Annotated in this window: 16 protein-coding genes and 1 pseudogene; 6 read left to right on the top strand and 11 right to left on the bottom strand. The window is 59.6% G+C overall.

Annotated elements, in window-relative coordinates; genetic code table 11:
- Positions 1 to 100: 100 nt before the first annotated feature.
- Both D882_RS0106205 and D882_RS0106200 read right to left on the bottom strand, forming a co-directional pair.
- Positions 101 to 1,174, bottom strand: coding sequence for an AI-2E family transporter (locus D882_RS0106205; RefSeq protein WP_027922434.1), 1,074 nt, complete (start codon positions 1,172 to 1,174; stop codon positions 101 to 103).
- A gap of 38 nt (positions 1,175 to 1,212) precedes the next feature.
- On the bottom strand, positions 1,213 to 2,274 hold the full coding sequence (locus tag D882_RS0106200) for a DUF2066 domain-containing protein (RefSeq protein WP_027922433.1): 1,062 nt from the start codon (positions 2,272 to 2,274) through the stop codon (positions 1,213 to 1,215).
- Between the two features lie 382 nt (positions 2,275 to 2,656).
- Between D882_RS0106200 and purM the strand changes: the two genes are divergently transcribed.
- Genes purM through D882_RS0106180 form a run of 3 tightly spaced genes read left to right on the top strand, consistent with a single transcriptional unit; the run spans position 2,657 to position 5,087 of the window.
- Positions 2,657 to 3,715, top strand: a complete 1,059-nt coding sequence (purM, locus tag D882_RS0106190) for a phosphoribosylformylglycinamidine cyclo-ligase (RefSeq protein WP_027922432.1) — start codon at positions 2,657 to 2,659, stop codon at positions 3,713 to 3,715.
- Positions 3,715 to 4,365, top strand: a complete 651-nt coding sequence (purN, locus tag D882_RS0106185) for a phosphoribosylglycinamide formyltransferase (protein ID WP_027922431.1) — start codon at positions 3,715 to 3,717, stop codon at positions 4,363 to 4,365. Before purM ends, purN begins: the two co-directional genes overlap by 1 nt.
- 8 nt (positions 4,366 to 4,373) lie before the next feature.
- Positions 4,374 to 5,087, top strand: a complete 714-nt coding sequence (locus D882_RS0106180) for a DUF3108 domain-containing protein (RefSeq protein WP_027922430.1) — start codon at positions 4,374 to 4,376, stop codon at positions 5,085 to 5,087.
- Between the two features lie 65 nt (positions 5,088 to 5,152).
- Here the strand turns inward: D882_RS0106180 and D882_RS0106175 are convergent, their stop codons facing one another.
- Both D882_RS0106175 and D882_RS0106170 read right to left on the bottom strand, forming a co-directional pair.
- On the bottom strand, positions 5,153 to 6,328 hold the full coding sequence (locus D882_RS0106175; RefSeq protein WP_027922429.1) for a PLP-dependent aspartate aminotransferase family protein: 1,176 nt from the start codon (positions 6,326 to 6,328) through the stop codon (positions 5,153 to 5,155).
- Positions 6,325 to 7,701: a cystathionine beta-synthase gene (locus D882_RS0106170; protein ID WP_027922428.1), complete on the bottom strand. Its 1,377-nt coding sequence runs from the start codon at positions 7,699 to 7,701 to the stop codon at positions 6,325 to 6,327. Before D882_RS0106170 ends, D882_RS0106175 begins: the two co-directional genes overlap by 4 nt.
- Positions 7,702 to 7,962: 261 nt before the next feature.
- On the opposite strand from D882_RS0106170, the gene D882_RS0106165 reads away from it, so the two are divergent.
- Both D882_RS0106165 and D882_RS0106160 read left to right on the top strand, forming a co-directional pair.
- A complete protein-coding gene (locus tag D882_RS0106165) occupies positions 7,963 to 8,379 on the top strand; it encodes an OsmC family protein (RefSeq protein ID WP_027922427.1) in 417 nt (138 codons plus the stop codon).
- Between the two features lie 61 nt (positions 8,380 to 8,440).
- Positions 8,441 to 9,301, top strand: coding sequence for a pirin family protein (locus tag D882_RS0106160; RefSeq protein ID WP_027922426.1), 861 nt, complete (start codon positions 8,441 to 8,443; stop codon positions 9,299 to 9,301).
- A gap of 31 nt (positions 9,302 to 9,332) precedes the next feature.
- On the opposite strand, the pseudogene D882_RS1000000131865 reads toward D882_RS0106160, so the two are convergent.
- The 4 genes and pseudogenes from D882_RS1000000131865 to D882_RS0106145 form a co-directional block, all read right to left on the bottom strand.
- Positions 9,333 to 9,464: pseudogene (locus D882_RS1000000131865) on the bottom strand (dienelactone hydrolase family protein); the annotation flags it as partial.
- 75 nt (positions 9,465 to 9,539) lie between these two features.
- Positions 9,540 to 11,444 (bottom strand): molecular chaperone HtpG, encoded by a 1,905-nt coding sequence (gene htpG, locus D882_RS0106155; protein WP_027922425.1) that lies wholly within the window; start codon positions 11,442 to 11,444, stop codon positions 9,540 to 9,542.
- A gap of 80 nt (positions 11,445 to 11,524) precedes the next feature.
- Complete coding sequence (locus D882_RS0106150) at positions 11,525 to 11,977, bottom strand: PaaI family thioesterase (RefSeq protein WP_027922424.1); 453 nt, start codon at positions 11,975 to 11,977, stop codon at positions 11,525 to 11,527.
- Positions 11,974 to 12,450, bottom strand: coding sequence for a PaaI family thioesterase (locus tag D882_RS0106145; protein ID WP_027922423.1), 477 nt, complete (start codon positions 12,448 to 12,450; stop codon positions 11,974 to 11,976). Before D882_RS0106145 ends, D882_RS0106150 begins: the two co-directional genes overlap by 4 nt.
- A gap of 156 nt (positions 12,451 to 12,606) precedes the next feature.
- Here D882_RS0106145 and D882_RS0106140 point away from each other — a divergent pair, with 156 nt between their 5' ends.
- Positions 12,607 to 12,840: a hypothetical protein gene (locus tag D882_RS0106140; protein WP_027922422.1), complete on the top strand. Its 234-nt coding sequence runs from the start codon at positions 12,607 to 12,609 to the stop codon at positions 12,838 to 12,840.
- Positions 12,841 to 12,907: 67 nt separating this feature from the next.
- Here D882_RS0106140 and D882_RS0106135 read toward each other — a convergent pair whose 3' ends face one another.
- The 3 genes from D882_RS0106135 to brnQ all read right to left on the bottom strand — a co-directional run bounded on the left by D882_RS0106135 (position 12,908) and on the right by brnQ (position 15,627).
- Positions 12,908 to 13,309, bottom strand: a complete 402-nt coding sequence (locus D882_RS0106135) for an MAPEG family protein (RefSeq protein WP_027922421.1) — start codon at positions 13,307 to 13,309, stop codon at positions 12,908 to 12,910.
- Positions 13,309 to 14,046 carry a DUF599 domain-containing protein gene (locus tag D882_RS0106130; protein ID WP_027922420.1) on the bottom strand — a complete coding sequence of 246 codons (738 nt, stop codon included), beginning with the start codon at positions 14,044 to 14,046 and terminating at the stop codon, positions 13,309 to 13,311. The genes D882_RS0106135 and D882_RS0106130 overlap by 1 nt, the downstream gene beginning before the upstream one ends.
- Positions 14,047 to 14,313: 267 nt before the next feature.
- Positions 14,314 to 15,627: a branched-chain amino acid transport system II carrier protein gene (gene brnQ / locus D882_RS0106125; RefSeq protein WP_027922419.1), complete on the bottom strand. Its 1,314-nt coding sequence runs from the start codon at positions 15,625 to 15,627 to the stop codon at positions 14,314 to 14,316.
- Positions 15,628 to 15,751 lie beyond the last annotated feature (124 nt).

The following is a 15,751-nucleotide window of genomic DNA, read 5'->3' as shown; positions in this document are numbered from 1 at the left end:
TTTATGACAGTTTTGTTGGCGGTGCATGTGACAGTCATGCGAGGGATGCAGGCCAACCCGGCAATGATCCGGGTTGGCCGAGACGACCTTTCAACGAACCTTATAACTGCGGTTCATCCTCACCACTGTACATCTCAGAATCTTTATACAAATCATGCACATGGCGCACCAGCACCATGATTACGGCCGCCACCGGCAACGCCAGCAACACGCCGGTGAAACCGAACAGCTCGCCGCCCGCCAGAATGGCGAAAATCACCGCCACCGGGTGCAGGCCGATCCGGTCCCCGACCAACAATGGTGTCAGCACCATGCCTTCGAGTGCCTGCCCGACCATGAACACCGCGACAATGCCCAACATTGGATAAAGGTCGCCGCCGAACTGGAACAGACCGGCAATCAGCGCCGCGCCTATCCCGATGACGAAGCCCATGTACGGCACGATCGCGGCCAAACCGGCGATCAGGCCGATCAACAGTCCCAATTCCAACCCGACCAGCATCAGGCCCGACGCGTAGATCACGCCCAGCGCCACCATCACCAGTAATTGACCACGCACAAACGCACCGAGCACTTCATGACATTCACCAGCGAGCTCGACCACGCGTTCTTCGCGATCACGTGGCAGCAGACTGCGGATCTTCGCCATCATCAGGTCCCAGTCCCGCAACAGGTAAAAACTCACCACCGGGATCAACACCAGATTCGCCAGCCAGCCAATCAACGCAAGACCGGACGCCGTGGCCTGACTCAACACCACACCGACAATGTCGCTGGTCTGACCCATGTGCTCACTGATCGCGGCCTTGAGCTTGTCGAACTTCCAGAAGCCCTCGGACAACCCGAATTTCGATTGTGCCCACGGCAATGCGGTGTGCTGCAGCCAGTCGAGCATCTGCGGTGCCAGCTCATATAAACGAAACAACTGCCTGGCCAGCAGCGGCACCAACACCAGCATCAGCGTGGTGAAAATCAGGGTGAACAGCGCAAACACCGCCACCACGCCCCACGTCCTTGAAAGCCCGGCCTTCTCCAGCCGATCCACCAGCGGATCGAACAGATAGGCCAGCAGCAGCGCCACCAGAAATGGCGTCAGGATCGGATGCAACAGCCAGACAAACGCGCAGAGCAGAACCACTCCACCCAACCAGAACCAACGGCGCGTATCGGCCATGTACCACTCCATATGCATCTATATAAAGAAAGAAAACCCTACCAGCGGAATCGCAACTGCGGCGTCGGTGCCACGGCCGGCGCTACGACAGGCGCCGAACCTTGCGCCGCTGGCTGAACCGGGGCGACGGGCGCAGGCGCCTCACCGGCCGGCACTTCCTGCAACTTGGCCAGAGACAACTGCGAGCGCAGTTGCTCGGCGCTGCCGTTCACCCGATAAAGGATGCGATCACCGTCAACACTTTGCAGACGCGCGCCAAATGGGTCGAGCAAGCGCCCCAGCGCCGCGTAGCGCTCCAGGTTCATGCCCTGCACTTCCAGCAATTGCTCGCCCGAAGCCCCGGCCTTGACGACGAACCGCGGCGCCAGTCGCTCGCTGACCGCTAGCATCACAGCATCGGCCACAGCGGCCTGATCGGCGCCTTGCACGCTGCCTGCTTCCTTCTTGTCGCCCAGCCACAAATTCCACTTCGCCTGCCACTGCCCGCCCTCTTCCTTGGCATGCACCGCGAGCAAGGCGTCAGCGTTGTAACGCTCCGAGGCATTGTGCAGCGGCGTCGCATCCGTGCCTTCAAGCGTCGGCGCGGTCGCCACCAATTGCTCGCTCAAATCCGCCAGCGGCAAGCGCAACGGCAAACCACGATGCTGCGCCGCACGACGCAATGGCGCAGCGCTGGCCTGACCATCACCCACCAGGCTCGAACCTTCGGTGGAGTCGTTCAACCACCAGCCAAGGATCGACGGCCGATTCACGCCCCACAACGACAACCCCGCCCGACGCAGCGCCTGCTCGGTGGTGGCCGGGTCGAAATCGACTTTCAACACTTCCGGCGGCCCGGCATCAAAGCCGTACTGACTGATGATCTGCTGAGGATCTTTGCGCAAGGCCGCCAACCCCGGGCTCTGCGCGGCCTTCGGATCGCCGGTCAGGCGCAGCACCAGCGTGTCCAGTGCCCGCTGGGTCGCTTGATCACGCTCCTCGGTCGACTGACTGGTGACAGGCTCGCGCACCTGATAAAGACCTTTCACGTTCTCGGCATGGCTCGCGAGGCTGAAAAGGGAAAAACAGCTCAGACACAAAAATTTAGAAAGAAAACGCATGGAAGATTCCTGACGACAAGAGCGGCTGGAACAGACCGCATGAAGACGATCGAACAGGGCTGTGACCACATCCCTGCGCAAAACATTCACACGGCCGCGATAAGTTTTCGCACTGTCATAACGATAGACGGTTAATCGGGATACCTTATACAGCCATGCGAGAGGCCACTAACACGGCCAATATCAATTTTTTTAATGGGATATGCCCCTGCCGTCGGCGTGAGGATGGCCGCTGCCCCTCAAGCCTGATAAAATCGCGCGCCTTCGCAGACCGGCAACAGCCGGGCGGCTCGAATTTCGCGTGAGGCAATCGCCCCCGTCGAATTCGGCGTCCCCGCTGGACTCGGTCGTTACCCCTGAATCCCCCCTAAAGGCCTGGATCATGAGCAAGCAACCCTCCCTGAGCTACAAGGACGCCGGTGTAGACATCGACGCCGGTGAAGCATTGGTCGAACGCATCAAGAGCGTCGCCAAGCGCACTGCGCGCCCGGAAGTCATGGGCGGCCTGGGCGGTTTCGGCGCCCTCTGCGAAATCCCGGCTGGCTACAAGCAGCCTGTGCTGGTTTCCGGCACCGACGGCGTGGGCACCAAGCTGCGCCTGGCCCTGAACCTGAACAAGCACGACAGCATCGGCATCGACCTGGTGGCCATGTGCGTGAACGACCTGGTGGTCTGCGGCGCCGAGCCGCTGTTCTTCCTCGACTACTACGCCACCGGCAAGCTCAACGTCGAAACCGCGACCCAGGTCGTGACCGGCATCGGCGCGGGCTGCGAACTGTCCGGCTGCTCCCTGGTCGGCGGCGAAACCGCTGAAATGCCTGGCATGTACGAAGGCGAAGACTACGACCTGGCCGGCTTCTGCGTTGGCGTCGTGGAAAAATCCGAAATCATCGACGGTTCGAAAGTCGCTGCCGGCGATGCCCTGCTCGCCCTGCCGTCTTCCGGCCCGCACTCCAACGGCTACTCGCTGATCCGCAAGATCATCGAAGTGTCGGGTGCCGACATCGAAAACATCCAGCTCGACGGCAAACCGCTGACCGACCTGCTGATGGCCCCGACCCGTATCTACGTGAAGCCGCTGCTCAAGCTGATCAAGGACACCGGCGCGGTCAAGGCCATGGCTCACATCACCGGTGGTGGCCTGCTGGACAACATCCCGCGCGTTCTGCCAAAAGGCGCCCAAGCCGTGGTTGACGTGGCAAGCTGGAACCGCCCTGCCGTGTTCGACTGGCTGCAAGAGAAAGGCAACGTCGACGAAAACGAAATGCACCGCGTGCTGAACTGCGGTGTCGGCATGGTTATCTGCGTGGCTCAAGAGCACGTTGAAACCGCGCTGAATGTATTGCGTGAAGCGGGCGAGCAGCCTTGGGTCATCGGTCAGATCGCCACCGCTGCCGAAGGCGCGGCCCAGGTTGAACTGAAGAACCTCAAGGCTCACTGATGTCAAAGACCTGTGATGTCGTGGTGCTGTTGTCCGGCACCGGCAGTAACTTGCAGGCCTTGATCGACAGCACGCGGACCGGCGACAGCCCGGTCCGCATTGCTGCGGTGATTTCCAACCGTGCCGACGCCTACGGCCTGCAACGCGCCAGGGACGCGGGTATCGACACCCGCTCCCTGGATCACAAGGCTTTCGAAGGCCGCGAGGCCTTTGATGCTGCGCTGATCGAACTGATCGACGCCTTCAATCCCAAACTCGTGGTACTGGCCGGTTTCATGCGCATTCTCAGCGCTGATTTCGTGCGCCATTACGCCGGTCGCCTGCTCAATATCCACCCGTCGCTGCTACCCAAATACAAAGGGTTACACACTCATCAGCGCGCGCTGGAGGCCGGTGACACCGAGCATGGCTGCTCCGTGCACTTTGTCACCGAGGAACTCGATGGCGGACCACTGGTCGTACAGGCAGTAATACCGGTAGAGTTGCACGATTCGCCGCAGAGTCTGGCGCAGCGAGTCCATGCCCAGGAACACCTGATCTACCCGTTGGCTGTACGCTGGTTTGCCGAAGGTCGTTTATCACTCGGCGAACAAGGTGCTTTACTGGATGGGAAGTTACTCGCGGCCAGCGGCCACTTGATTCGAAACTAGGAGATATTATGCGTCGCGCCCTGCTCTTCGCTTGCGCTCTGTTTGCCTTGCCTCTGGCACAGGCTTCGGAACTTCAACCTTTCTCCGCCAGCTACACCGCCGACTGGAAACAGCTGCCCATGAGCGGCACGGCTGAACGCAGCCTGACCAAGGAAGCCAACGGCGTCTGGAAACTCAGTTTCAAGGCATCGATGATGATTGCCAGCCTGACTGAAGAAAGCACCCTGACCCTGGACAAGGACACCCTGCTGCCTCAGTCCTATCACTTTGAACGTGGCGGCCTGGGTAAAGCGAAAAAGGCTGATCTGGATTTCGACTGGACCACCAAAATGGTCACTGGCACCGATCGCGGTGACCCGGTCAAAGTGCCGCTGAACCGTGGCATGGTCGACAAGTCCACGTATCAACTGGCCCTGCAACACGACGTTGCCGCTGGCAAAAAAAGCATGAGCTATCAGGTTGTCGACGGTGGTGAAGTCGATACCTATGACTTCCGCGTACTGGGTTCGGAAAAAGTCGACACCAAGGCCGGTCAGATCGATGCGATCAAGGTCGAGCGCGTGCGCGACCCGACACAAAGCAAGCGCATCACCGTCCTGTGGTTCGCCAAGGACTGGGATTACCTGCTGGTCCGCCTGCAACAGGTTGAGACCGACGGCAAGGAGTACAACATCATGCTCCTCGACGGTACGGTCAACGGTAAGTCTGTCAAAGGCAGCTGATCCGCGATCGAAATGAAAATCCGGAATCCACTAAGGGTTCCGGATTTTTTTTGCCTGCTGAACCGTCAGATCCGCGCCAGTGCCTGCGCCAGATCGGCGCGCAAGTCTTCGACGTCCTCAACCCCCACGGACAACCGCACTAGCGCATCACCGATGCCGAGCTCCGCACGGGTATCGACGGGAATCGTGGCGTGGGTCATGATCGCCGGGTGCTCAATCAGGCTTTCCACCCCGCCCAGACTTTCTGCCAGCGCAAAGATCTGCACACCTTCCAGAAAGCGCTTGGCACCCGCCAGATCAGTGTTCAGATCGAGTGAAATCATCCCGCCGAAACCGCGCATCTGCTGCCGCGCCAACTCGTGCTGCGGATGTGACGGCAACCCCGGGTAGTAGACCCGCGCGACCTGCGACTGCTGTTCCAGCCATTGCGCCAGCGCCAATGCGTTGCTGCAATGACGCTCCATGCGCAATGCCAGGGTCTTCACACCACGCAGGGTGAGGAACGCGTCAAACGGCCCGGCAATCGCGCCCACCGCGTTTTGCAGAAAGCCCAGGCGTTCGGCCAACTCGGCGTTCTGCCCAACCACCGCGATGCCGCCGATGACGTCGGAGTGTCCGTTCAAATACTTGGTGGTCGAGTGCACCACGACATCGAAGCCCAGTTCCAGCGGACGCTGGATCCACGGGCTGGCGAAGGTGTTGTCGGCCACGCAGATGATGCCGCGCTGGCGGCAAATGCGCGCGATGGCGGCAAGGTCCGTGAGGCGCAGCAACGGATTGCTCGGCGTCTCGACGCAGACCATGCGCGTATCGTCCTGCAGCGCCGCTTCGAAGGCCGACAGGTCCGTCAGGTCGACAAAGCTGAAGCGGTGCCCGGCGCTGCGCCGACGCACCTTGTCGAACAGGCGAAATGTGCCGCCATACAAATCATTGCCCGAGACGATATGCGAATCGGCATCGAGCAGTTCGAGCACCGTGGAAATCGCCGCCAGCCCGGACGCAAACGCGAACGCCTGGGTGCCGCCTTCAAGATCCGCCACGCAACGCTCCAGCGCAAAGCGCGTCGGGTTGTGCGAGCGACCGTAGTCGAGGCCTTTGTGCACGCCCGGGCTTTGCTGCAAATAGGTGGAGTTGGCGTAAATCGGCGGCATCAACGCGCCGGTGGAAGGGTCCGGCGCCTGCCCGGCATGGATCACGCGAGTGGCGAAGCCATGGGGCGCAGCATCTTTATCGTGACTCATGCCAGGGATCTCCGTAGATGATTGAGTAGGTCGACGCGGGTAATCAGGCCATGGAAGCCCGAGGCATCGGCAATGATCGCCACCAGCCCACGATCAAGCTCCGCCTGCAGCTCAGCCAGGCTGGCAGCGGCCGGCAGGGTTTGCAGTTTGTCGGTCATCGCGCTGGCCACCGTCAAGCGAAAGTGCGAGGCGTCCTGATGCACCCGCAGCAGAATGTCGGACTCGTCGATCACCCCGACCAACCGCTGGCCGTCCACCAGCACCGGCAGTTGCGACACGTCCGCCAGACGCATGCGCTGGAAAGCGGTCAGTAACGTGTCGTCCGGGCCGACGCTGATCACCCGGCCATCCTCGAAACGGCGCGAGATCAGGTCGCGAAGATCGCCGTAGCGTTTGTATTGCAGCAGACCCTGATCGTTCATCCACTGGTCGTTGTACACCTTCGACAGGTAGCGGGTGCCGGTGTCGCAGACAAAACTCACAACCCGTTTCGGCTCGGTTTGCTCGCGGCAATAGCGCAGCGCCGCCGCCAGCAAGGTGCCGGTCGACGAACCGCCGAGAATGCCCTCGGCGCGCAGCAGTTGGCGGGCATGATCGAAGCTTTCTTCGTCGCTGATCGAATACGCGTGGCGCACGCTGGACAGGTCGGCAATCGAGGGAATGAAGTCTTCGCCAATGCCTTCCACTGCCCACGAACCGGGTGTTCCGAGGGTGCCGCTGCGGCTGTATTCGGCCATCACCGAGCCAACCGGGTCGGCCAGGACCATGTCCAGGTTCGGCTGCACGCGTTTGAAAAACCGGGTCAAGCCCGTCAGCGTCCCGGCCGAACCGACGCCGACGACGATGGCATCGACATCATGCTGGGTTTGCGCCCAGATCTCCGGTGCGGTGCTGCATTCGTGGGCCAGCGGGTTGGCCGGGTTGTTGAATTGATCGGCAAAGAACGCGTCGGGAATTTCCTTGGCCAGCCGCGCGGCGACATCCTGGTAGTACTCGGGATGGCCCTTGCCGACATCGGAGCGGGTGATATGCACCTCGGCGCCCATCGCCTTGAGGTGCAGGACTTTTTCGGTGGACATCTTGTCGGGCACCACCAACACGACGCGATAGCCCTTGGCCCGGCCGACCAACGCCAGGCCCAGGCCGGTGTTGCCAGCCGTGGCCTCGACGATGGTGCCGCCGGGTTGCAGGCGACCGTCGCGCTCGGCGGCGTCGATCATCGCCAGGCCGATGCGGTCCTTGATCGAACCGCCGGGGTTTTGTGATTCAAGTTTGAGAAACAGCGTGCACGGGCCGGTATCGAAGCGGCTGACGCGCACCAGCGGCGTGTTGCCAATCAGTTCGAGTACGGCGGGGCGGGAGTCGTTTGGCATGTCTTCACCTTGCTAGGGTTTTCGCACTGGATGGACACCAACCTGCGGCGCGTCATTGTGTGACAGTCGCAGGCAATACCTCGCTTGGACCATAGGCCGCGATCGCCTCATTCGCAACCGCGCACGGCCGGCCGGTAATCCGGTTCCCCTTCAGCGAACGAGGATCAGCCCGCAAGAAAGTGGAACGCGACCGCAGAGGAATGCTCTATAACTTCAAGGTCATTTTTGATCGAACGACTTTTCCAGCCTGGGAGGCTTTCCATGACCGTTACCGTCAATACCGTTTCCGCCGAAGGTTTTCGCCACAGCGTTCAAATCGATGACCACGAACTGTTTGCCGATGTGCCGACCGCATCCGGCGGCGAGGGCTCGGCGCCAGAGCCCCACGATTATTTCGATGCGGCCCTGGGCGCATGCAAAGCCTTGACCCTGAAGCTGTATGCGAAGAAAAAGGACATCCCGCTGACCGGCGTCACCGTCGAGGTCAAACGCGACAACAGCGAAGAGCTGAAAGGCAAATACGCCCTGCACGTCAAATTGACCCTCAAGGGTGTGCTCACCGATGCGCAGCGCGAAGAATTGCACCGCGTAGCCGACCGCTGCCCGGTCCACAAACTGATGACCACCACCGACGTCAGCATCGAAACCCACCTGTCCGAAGGTGCATTCAGCCAATAGCGGCAAGGGCTGCGCAAGCGGGTTATGCTCCACGCATCACCCGCTCAGCCTGGAATGCAGCATGAACACTCCGCTCGTGATCCGCCCCCGCGCCGAAGATGTCGAAGGTCAGCCGATTCTTCGCCCGTTGCCGTCTGCCAAATGCCGCAGTGTCGGGCCTTTTGTGTTCTTCGACCACATGCTGCAAACCCGCTATCCGGCGGGCAAAGGCATGAACATCCGCCAGCATCCGCACATCGGCCTGTCGACCCTCACCTATCTGTTTGAAGGGCAAATCCAGCACAAGGACAGCCTCGGTTCCGATCAGGTGGTCAATGCCGGCGATGTCAGCTGGATGACCGCCGGCAGCGCGATTGCCCATGTCGAGCGCACACCTGAAGCGTTGAAAGGCAGTGGCTTTACGATGCACGGCTTGCAGATCTGGCTGGCCTCGCCCAAGGAACATGAACAGGGTCCGGGGCACTACAGCCATCATCCGGCGAGCACCTTGCCGGTCAGCGATAACCTTGGCGTGAAGATCCGCATGATTGCCGGGTCAGGCTTTTGCCTGGAATCGCCGGTGCCGGTGCTTTCTCCTACGTTGTACGCGGAATTGAACCTGCAGACGGCGACCACGCTGCTGATTCCCACCGAGCATGAAGAACGCGCGTTGTATGTCTTGAGCGGTGAAGCGCAGCTGGATGGCGAGGCGCTGGAACCGAATGCGCTGGTGGTGTTGCCAGCGGGGGAAGAGATGACGCTGTTTGCCGAGAGCGACTGTCACGCCGTGTTGTTTGGCGGCGCGCCACTGGACGGGCCACGGCGGATCAACTGGAATTTTGTCGCGAGTGATCCGGCGGTTATCGATGAGGCGCGGCGGCGCTGGGCGGCCGGGGATTGGCCGACGGTGCCGGGGGAAAGTGAGCGGATCGAATTGCCGTAGCCTCTTCGGTGAACCTTACACCGCCTGCTCGCGAAGCACCGTGCAGTACCAACACCGAGCCCTTGATGTTTTTGGCGTCCGCCGGATCAGGTGAATCCAGCGTGCCGTGGAACGACACTGCCGCTTTCAACGGCGCACCCGTGCGGGCCAGGTCCAGTGCGCAGGCTCATGATTCACTCCTGCTTAAAAACACCAGAATGAAAAAAACCCGCCGAAGCGGGTTTTTTTTACAACGCAGTTAAACCGACAGTTCAACCAACAGCTTATTCAGACGGCGCACATACGCGGCCGGGTCCTTCAAGCTGTCACCGGCAGCCAGTGCCGCCTGATCGAAGAGAATGTGCGACAGGTCGCCGAAACGCTCTTCGCTCTGCTCGTTGTCGAGCTTCTCGATCAGCGGGTGAGCCGGGTTGAACTCGAAGATCGGCTTCGACTCCGGAACCTTCTGGCCACTGGCTTCCAGGATCTGACGCATTTGCAGGCCCAGGTCCTGCTCGCCGATCGCCAGGATCGCCGGAGAATCGGTCAGACGGTGGGAAACCCGTACTTCAGCCACCGAGTCGCCCAGTGCAGTTTTCAGACGTTCAACCAGACCTTCTTTGGACTTGGCGACTTCTTCCGCAGCTTTCTTGTCCTCTTCCGAGTCCAGATTGCCCAGGTCCAGGTCACCCCGTGCCACGTCGACGAAGCTCTTGCCGTCGAAATCGTTGAGGTAGCTCATCAGCCACTCGTCGATACGATCGGTCAGCAGCAGCACTTCGATGCCTTTCTTGCGGAAGACTTCCAGGTGCGGGCTGTTTTTGACTTGCGCGTAGGTTTCGCCGGTCAGGTAGTAGATCTTGTCCTGACCTTCCTTGGCGCGAGCCAGGTATTCGGCCAGGCCAACCACTTGCTCGCCTTCATCGCCGTTGGTCGATGCGAAACGCAGCAGGCCAGCGATCTTCTCTTTGTTGGCGAAGTCTTCTGCCGGGCCTTCTTTCATGACCTGACCGAAGTTCTTCCAGAAGCTCTTGTATTGCTCAGGCTCGCTCTTCGCCAGTTTTTCCAGCATGTCCAGAACGCGCTTGGTCAGCGCCGACTTCATCGAATCGATGATCGGGTCTTTCTGCAGGATTTCGCGCGACACGTTCAGCGACAGGTCGTTGGAATCGACCACGCCTTTGATGAAGCGCAGGTACAGCGGCAGGAACGACTCGGCCTGGTCCATCACGAACACGCGCTGCACGTACAGCTTCAGGCCTTTCGGCGCTTCACGCTGGTACAGGTCGAACGGAGCACGGGCCGGCACGTACAGCAGCGAGCTGTATTCAAGCTTGCCTTCGACCTTGTTGTGGCTCCAGCTCAGCGGGTTCTCGAAATCGTGAGCAACGTGCTTGTAGAACTCCTGGTATTCCTCGTCCTTCACTTCGGTGCGAGGACGGGTCCACAGGGCACTGGCGCGGTTGACGGTTTCCCATTCGGCGGCAGGCTGCTCTTCACCTTCGGCAGCGGCCACTTCTTTTGGCAACTCGATCGGCAGGGCAATGTGGTCGGAGTACTTCTTGATGATGTTGCGCAGACGCCAGCCATCAGCGAATTCGTCTTCACCGGACTTCAGGTGCAGGACGATGCGAGTGCCGCGCTCGGCTTTCTCGACAGTGGCGACTTCGAAATCGCCTTCGCCCTTGGACGACCAGTGCACGCCCTCGCTGGCCGAATCACCGGCACGACGGCTGAACACGTCGACTTTGTCGGCGACGATGAATGCAGAATAAAAACCCACACCGAACTGACCGATCAGGTGCGAATCTTTCTTCTGATCGCCAGACAGGTGTTTCATGAAATCGGCAGTGCCGGATTTGGCGATGGTACCCAGGTGGGTGATCGCTTCTTCACGGTTCATGCCAATGCCGTTGTCTTCGAGGGTGACGGTTTTGGCGTCCTTGTCGAAGCTCACACGGATTTTCAGTTCGGCGCCGCCTTCCAGCAGCTCAGGCTTGGACAGGGCTTCGAAACGTAATTTGTCGACAGCGTCAGAGGCGTTCGAGATCAATTCGCGAAGGAAAATTTCCTTGTTGGAATACAGCGAATGGATCATGAGGTGCAGCAATTGCTTCACCTCGGTCTGGAAGCCCAGGGTTTCCTTTTGAGTTTCCACACTCATGGTCATCAAACTCCAATCAGATGGCTAAGCCGCGACCTTGAGGGTCGGCGGCGGGATGTCATCAAAGTTGGGGGCTGTGTTCAGGATTTCAAGGGCTCTTCGATTTTGAAATGGGCGCGAGCCGTCGCAATGGGCTCGGCTTCGGTGCTTTGCCAGGCGGTAACGGCCACGTTGGCGACCCGGCGCCCCTGGCGGCACACCTGACATTTGGCCCAGGTATCGCGAAACTGCCCGGCGCGCAGGTAGTCGAGGGAGAAGTCGATGATTTTCGGCACGCCCGGTGAACCGGTGAAAATCAGCAGGTGCAGCGCCGCCGAGAGTTCCATGAACCCGGCGATCACACCGCCATGAATCGCCGGCAGTAAAGGGTTACCAATGTTGTCCTTGTTGGCTGGCAGGCGAAACAGCAGATCATCCCCCACCCGCGAACATTCGACGCCGATCAGTTTGGCATAGGGAATCAGGTGCAACAGCGAGGCGTAGTCGCCCTTCTCGTGGGCCTGTTGCAGTTGTTCCTTGAAGGAATAGGTCATTGCGCACCTCCGGCGATGACGCCGCCAAAGCCTTTGGTGCCTTTGATGGCTTTGCCCATGCGCATGAACGTGCCGACGACGTGGGCGATGGGGTGCTCGGGATCGTCCTGATAGGCAAAACCACGGGCGAAAATCACGTCAGTGGTCACTCGATAGCATTGGGCGAAGCCATAGACGTCCTTATGCGGCTCGGCGGCGTGCATGTAATCGATGCGCAAATCAAGGGTCGGGCAAACCTCGAATTCGGGCAGCACGCACAGGGTCGACATGCCGCACGCGGTATCCATCAGCGATGTCAGCGCACCGCCATGAATGACGCCGGTTTGCGGGTCGCCGACGATTTGCGGGCTGTAGGGCAAGATGACCGTTAGTCCGTCATTACTGGCGCTGTGAACTCGCAGTCCGAGGACCTGACAATGACGCAACGCCGACATGAATCGCGTCGCACGCTCAAAAACGGGGTTTTCGGCCATTTCAAAAAACTCTTCTTAGTGCTCGATCAAAGTAGCTCGTCTGCGGGCAAAAGTTCCATCGCATCACAAAACTATATATCTGAACGAATTGAGGAACTTAACGCTGTGGGCTGTGCTCGAAAGGCCAGTAGTTATATCCATAAGGAGAAACACCCCATGCGTAAGACTTTAGCTATTGCCTTGATGTTGACCGCTTCCCTCGGTCTCGCTGCCTGCGATAAAAAATCCGAGGACAAAGCTCAAGATGCGACTAAACATGCTGAGCAAGCTCAGCAAGACATGAGCAAAGCTCAGGATAAAGTGAACGACGCTGCGAAAGAAAACGCCGAAGCTGCCAAAGCTCAGGCTGAATCGAACGAAGCCGCCGTAAAAGAAGCACCTAAAAACTAAATCAGTTTTTAGCGTGATAAAGAAAACCCGCCAAGTGCGGGTTTTCTTTTGCCTGTGATTGGCGCCGTTAGAGTAAAACGGTTCTAAAAGTCGGACTAATCATCAACAACAATGAACAGACGAAACCGACAACCCAGACGAGACTGCGCTGCCAGGGCAAATCGCCCCAGTAACACAGTAAGTAAATAACGCGCGTGATCACAAAGATGATCGCCAGCAGGTCGATCAGCCACCCCGCCGTTTGCGTGGTGTGCGCCATCAACACCCCCACCGCAAACAATATAAAGGCCTCGAAACAGTTCTGATGCGCGGCCACGGCACGGGCGCCGAAGCCCGTGAGGTGCGCCTGTTGCTCGCGCGGGGCGTGGTTGTTGTAACCGCCCTGCTCTTTCATCGCCTTGGCCACCGGTATGCGGGCCACGTAAATCAGCAATGCGCTGATAAACACACACCAGAACGGAATACTCATCAAACGGCCTCTCTGTTCGCCTCGGGCAAGGGTGCCTCTGTAGGGGTATAGACCATCACGTCGAGAACGTCGGAATGAAACTCCCGGCGATACAACACCAGCACGACGCCGGCACTCATCAGCATGAACAGCCACGGGCTGACAAACCAGGCCAACATGGTCATGCCGAAATAATAGGAACGCAGGCCGAAGTTGAACTGGTTGGCCGCCATCGAGATGACCCGAGCCGCACGAGCCGCAAAGGCTTTGCGTTCCTGTTCGGACACGTGGCGCTCACCCACCATCGGCGCGGAGCCCACCAGAATCGCCGCGAAGTTGTACTGGCGCATGCACCAGCTGAACGTGAAGAACGCGTAGACAAACACCAGCGCCAGGCACAGCAATTTGATCTCCGACATCCCTTGGGACGCCTGTTGCACCATCGGAATGTCCGCCAGCAACGACACCGCCCTTTCGGACGCCCCGAGCACGGTGAGGATGCCAGCCAGGATGATCAAGGTGCTGGAAGCGAAAAACGAGGCGTTGCGCTCCAGGTTGCCGATCACACTGGCGTCAGCGATGCGGTTGTCGCGTAGCAGCATGCGGCGCATCCAGTCTTCGCGGTACAGGTGCAACACGCTGGCCAGGCACGCGGTGTCGCGACCCTTCCATGAGGCGTACCGGGTGTAACCGCCCCAGCAGATGACAAACCAGAGCGCGGCGAGGATGTGGATCAGGTTGGCGTGGATGAACGACATGCAGGTCCTTGTGATGTAAGGGCGAAATACTCGAAACCTTGTAGGCGTGAGCCTGCTCGCGATAGCGGTAGATCAGTCAACATCTCTGCTGAGCGTAAAATCGCCATCGCGAGCAGGCTCACTCCTACATTGGAAACTTGCAACCCTTCGACGTTAGCTCAAGGGAAAAGACACTGCATCACGCCCATAAAAAATGCCCCGTATCGATTGATACGGGGCATTTCAGTTTCAGCTTGATGGCCCGCTTGTGACCGGCCGTTCAGCGACTCAAGCCAGCGCTTCTTCGCGCTTGCCCAGCAGACGATCGCAAACCACCGCGACCACCAGGGTCATGACCGAAGGCACCAGCCATGCCAGGCCCTGCTCGCTCAGCGGCAGGTGCGACAACTGAGTCGGCATCCAGTCCGCCAGACCTGCGCCCTTGAGCGCGTCGATCAGGCCGAAGATGAACGACACCAGCATCACTGGACCGACAATGCGGCCCTGCTCGTGCCAGAAGTCCTTGCAGAAGCTCAGGGCTACCAGAGCGATGCAGGGCGGGTAAATCGCGGTCAGTACCGGGATCGAGAACGCAATCAGCTTGGTCAGGCCCAGGTTGGACACAAACAAGGAGAACACCGCCAGGATGATCACCAAGGTCTTGTAGGACAGTGGCAGCACGCGGCTGAAGTACTCGGCGCAGGCGCAGGTCAGACCGACCGCCGTCACCAGGCAGGCCAGCGAGATCAATACCGCAAGGAAACCGCTGCCCAACGAACCGAAGGTGTGTTGAACGTAGGCGTGCAATACCGCCGCACCGTTGGTTGCACCGGCGGCCACTTCATGGCTACCCGAACCGAGACGGAACAGGCTGACGTAAACCAGCGCGAGGCCTACGCCGGCAATCAGCCCGGCAATGATCGCGTAGCGGGTAATCAGCACCGGCGATTCCACGCCTCGGGAGCGGATCGCGTTGACGATGACGATGCCGAACACCAAGGCGCCCAAGGTATCCATGGTCAGGTAACCATTAATGAAGCCTTGAGAAAACGGTGCTGCTACGTACTCAGGCGTGGCCTGGCCAATATCACCGGCCGGCAACGCGAACGCGGCGATGCCGAGCGCGGCCAGGGCGATGATCTTCATCGGTGCGAGGAAACGCCCTACGGTATCCAGCAAACGGCCCGGATACAGCGAGATGAAGAACACCAGCAGGAAGTACACCGAACTGTAGAGGAACAGCGCCAATGGGCTCTCGCCGGTCAGCGGCGCCAGGCCTACTTCGAACGATACGGTCGCGGTACGCGGGGTGGCGAACAGCGGGCCGACAGCGAGGTAGCACGCGGCAGCCAGCAGGCCCCCGGCGATTTTACCGATCGGGCTGCTCAGGGCATCCATCGCACCACCGACTTTCGCCAGCGCGACAACCGTGATCACCGGCAAACCGACTGCGGTGATCAAAAAGCCCAGCGCCGCCATCCAGACATTAGGCCCGGACTGCAAACCGACGATAGGCGGGAAGATGATGTTGCCAGCCCCGACAAACAGGGCAAACGTCATAAAACCAAGTGCCAGGATGTCCTGGCCTTTCAACACTTTCATTAAGGAAATACCACACTACTGAATCGGAATTTAGAGAGGGATTTCCCTGTGGGGTGAGGGAAATGCTGTCGGTCCGTATGAGACTGACCCTTTAGCGCGTAGCAACCTTGTGGGTCGCGCACGC

Source organism: Pseudomonas sp. URMO17WK12:I12 (assembly GCF_000514395.1).
Taxonomy (GTDB): domain Bacteria; phylum Pseudomonadota; class Gammaproteobacteria; order Pseudomonadales; family Pseudomonadaceae; genus Aquipseudomonas; species Aquipseudomonas mucoides.
The sequence above is the reverse complement of the archived record's forward strand: the minus strand, read 5'-3'. Positions and strand labels throughout refer to the sequence as shown.

Bases quoted from the DNA above. Each gene is read 5' to 3' on its own strand.
- D882_RS0106170 (WP_027922428.1), bottom strand. From the start codon at position 7,701: ATGCCAAACGACTCCCGCCCCGCCGTACTCGAACTGATTGGCAACACG.
- D882_RS0106175 (WP_027922429.1), bottom strand. From the start codon at position 6,328: ATGAGTCACGATAAAGATGCTGCGCCCCATGGCTTCGCCACTCGCGTG.
- D882_RS0106130 (WP_027922420.1), bottom strand. From the start codon at position 14,046: ATGTCGTTCATCCACGCCAACCTGATCCACATCCTCGCCGCGCTCTGG.
- D882_RS0106165 (WP_027922427.1), top strand. From the start codon at position 7,963: ATGACCGTTACCGTCAATACCGTTTCCGCCGAAGGTTTTCGCCACAGC.
- D882_RS0106140 (WP_027922422.1), top strand. From the start codon at position 12,607: ATGCGTAAGACTTTAGCTATTGCCTTGATGTTGACCGCTTCCCTCGGT.
- purN (WP_027922431.1), top strand. From the start codon at position 3,715: ATGTCAAAGACCTGTGATGTCGTGGTGCTGTTGTCCGGCACCGGCAGT.
- D882_RS0106160 (WP_027922426.1), top strand. From the start codon at position 8,441: ATGAACACTCCGCTCGTGATCCGCCCCCGCGCCGAAGATGTCGAAGGT.
- D882_RS0106145 (WP_027922423.1), bottom strand. From the start codon at position 12,450: ATGGCCGAAAACCCCGTTTTTGAGCGTGCGACGCGATTCATGTCGGCG.
- D882_RS0106200 (WP_027922433.1), bottom strand. From the start codon at position 2,274: ATGCGTTTTCTTTCTAAATTTTTGTGTCTGAGCTGTTTTTCCCTTTTC.
- D882_RS0106205 (WP_027922434.1), bottom strand. From the start codon at position 1,174: ATGGCCGATACGCGCCGTTGGTTCTGGTTGGGTGGAGTGGTTCTGCTC.
- brnQ (WP_027922419.1), bottom strand. From the start codon at position 15,627: ATGAAAGTGTTGAAAGGCCAGGACATCCTGGCACTTGGTTTTATGACG.
- purM (WP_027922432.1), top strand. From the start codon at position 2,657: ATGAGCAAGCAACCCTCCCTGAGCTACAAGGACGCCGGTGTAGACATC.
- D882_RS0106135 (WP_027922421.1), bottom strand. From the start codon at position 13,309: ATGAGTATTCCGTTCTGGTGTGTGTTTATCAGCGCATTGCTGATTTAC.
- htpG (WP_027922425.1), bottom strand. From the start codon at position 11,444: ATGAGTGTGGAAACTCAAAAGGAAACCCTGGGCTTCCAGACCGAGGTG.
- D882_RS0106180 (WP_027922430.1), top strand. From the start codon at position 4,374: ATGCGTCGCGCCCTGCTCTTCGCTTGCGCTCTGTTTGCCTTGCCTCTG.
- D882_RS0106150 (WP_027922424.1), bottom strand. From the start codon at position 11,977: ATGACCTATTCCTTCAAGGAACAACTGCAACAGGCCCACGAGAAGGGC.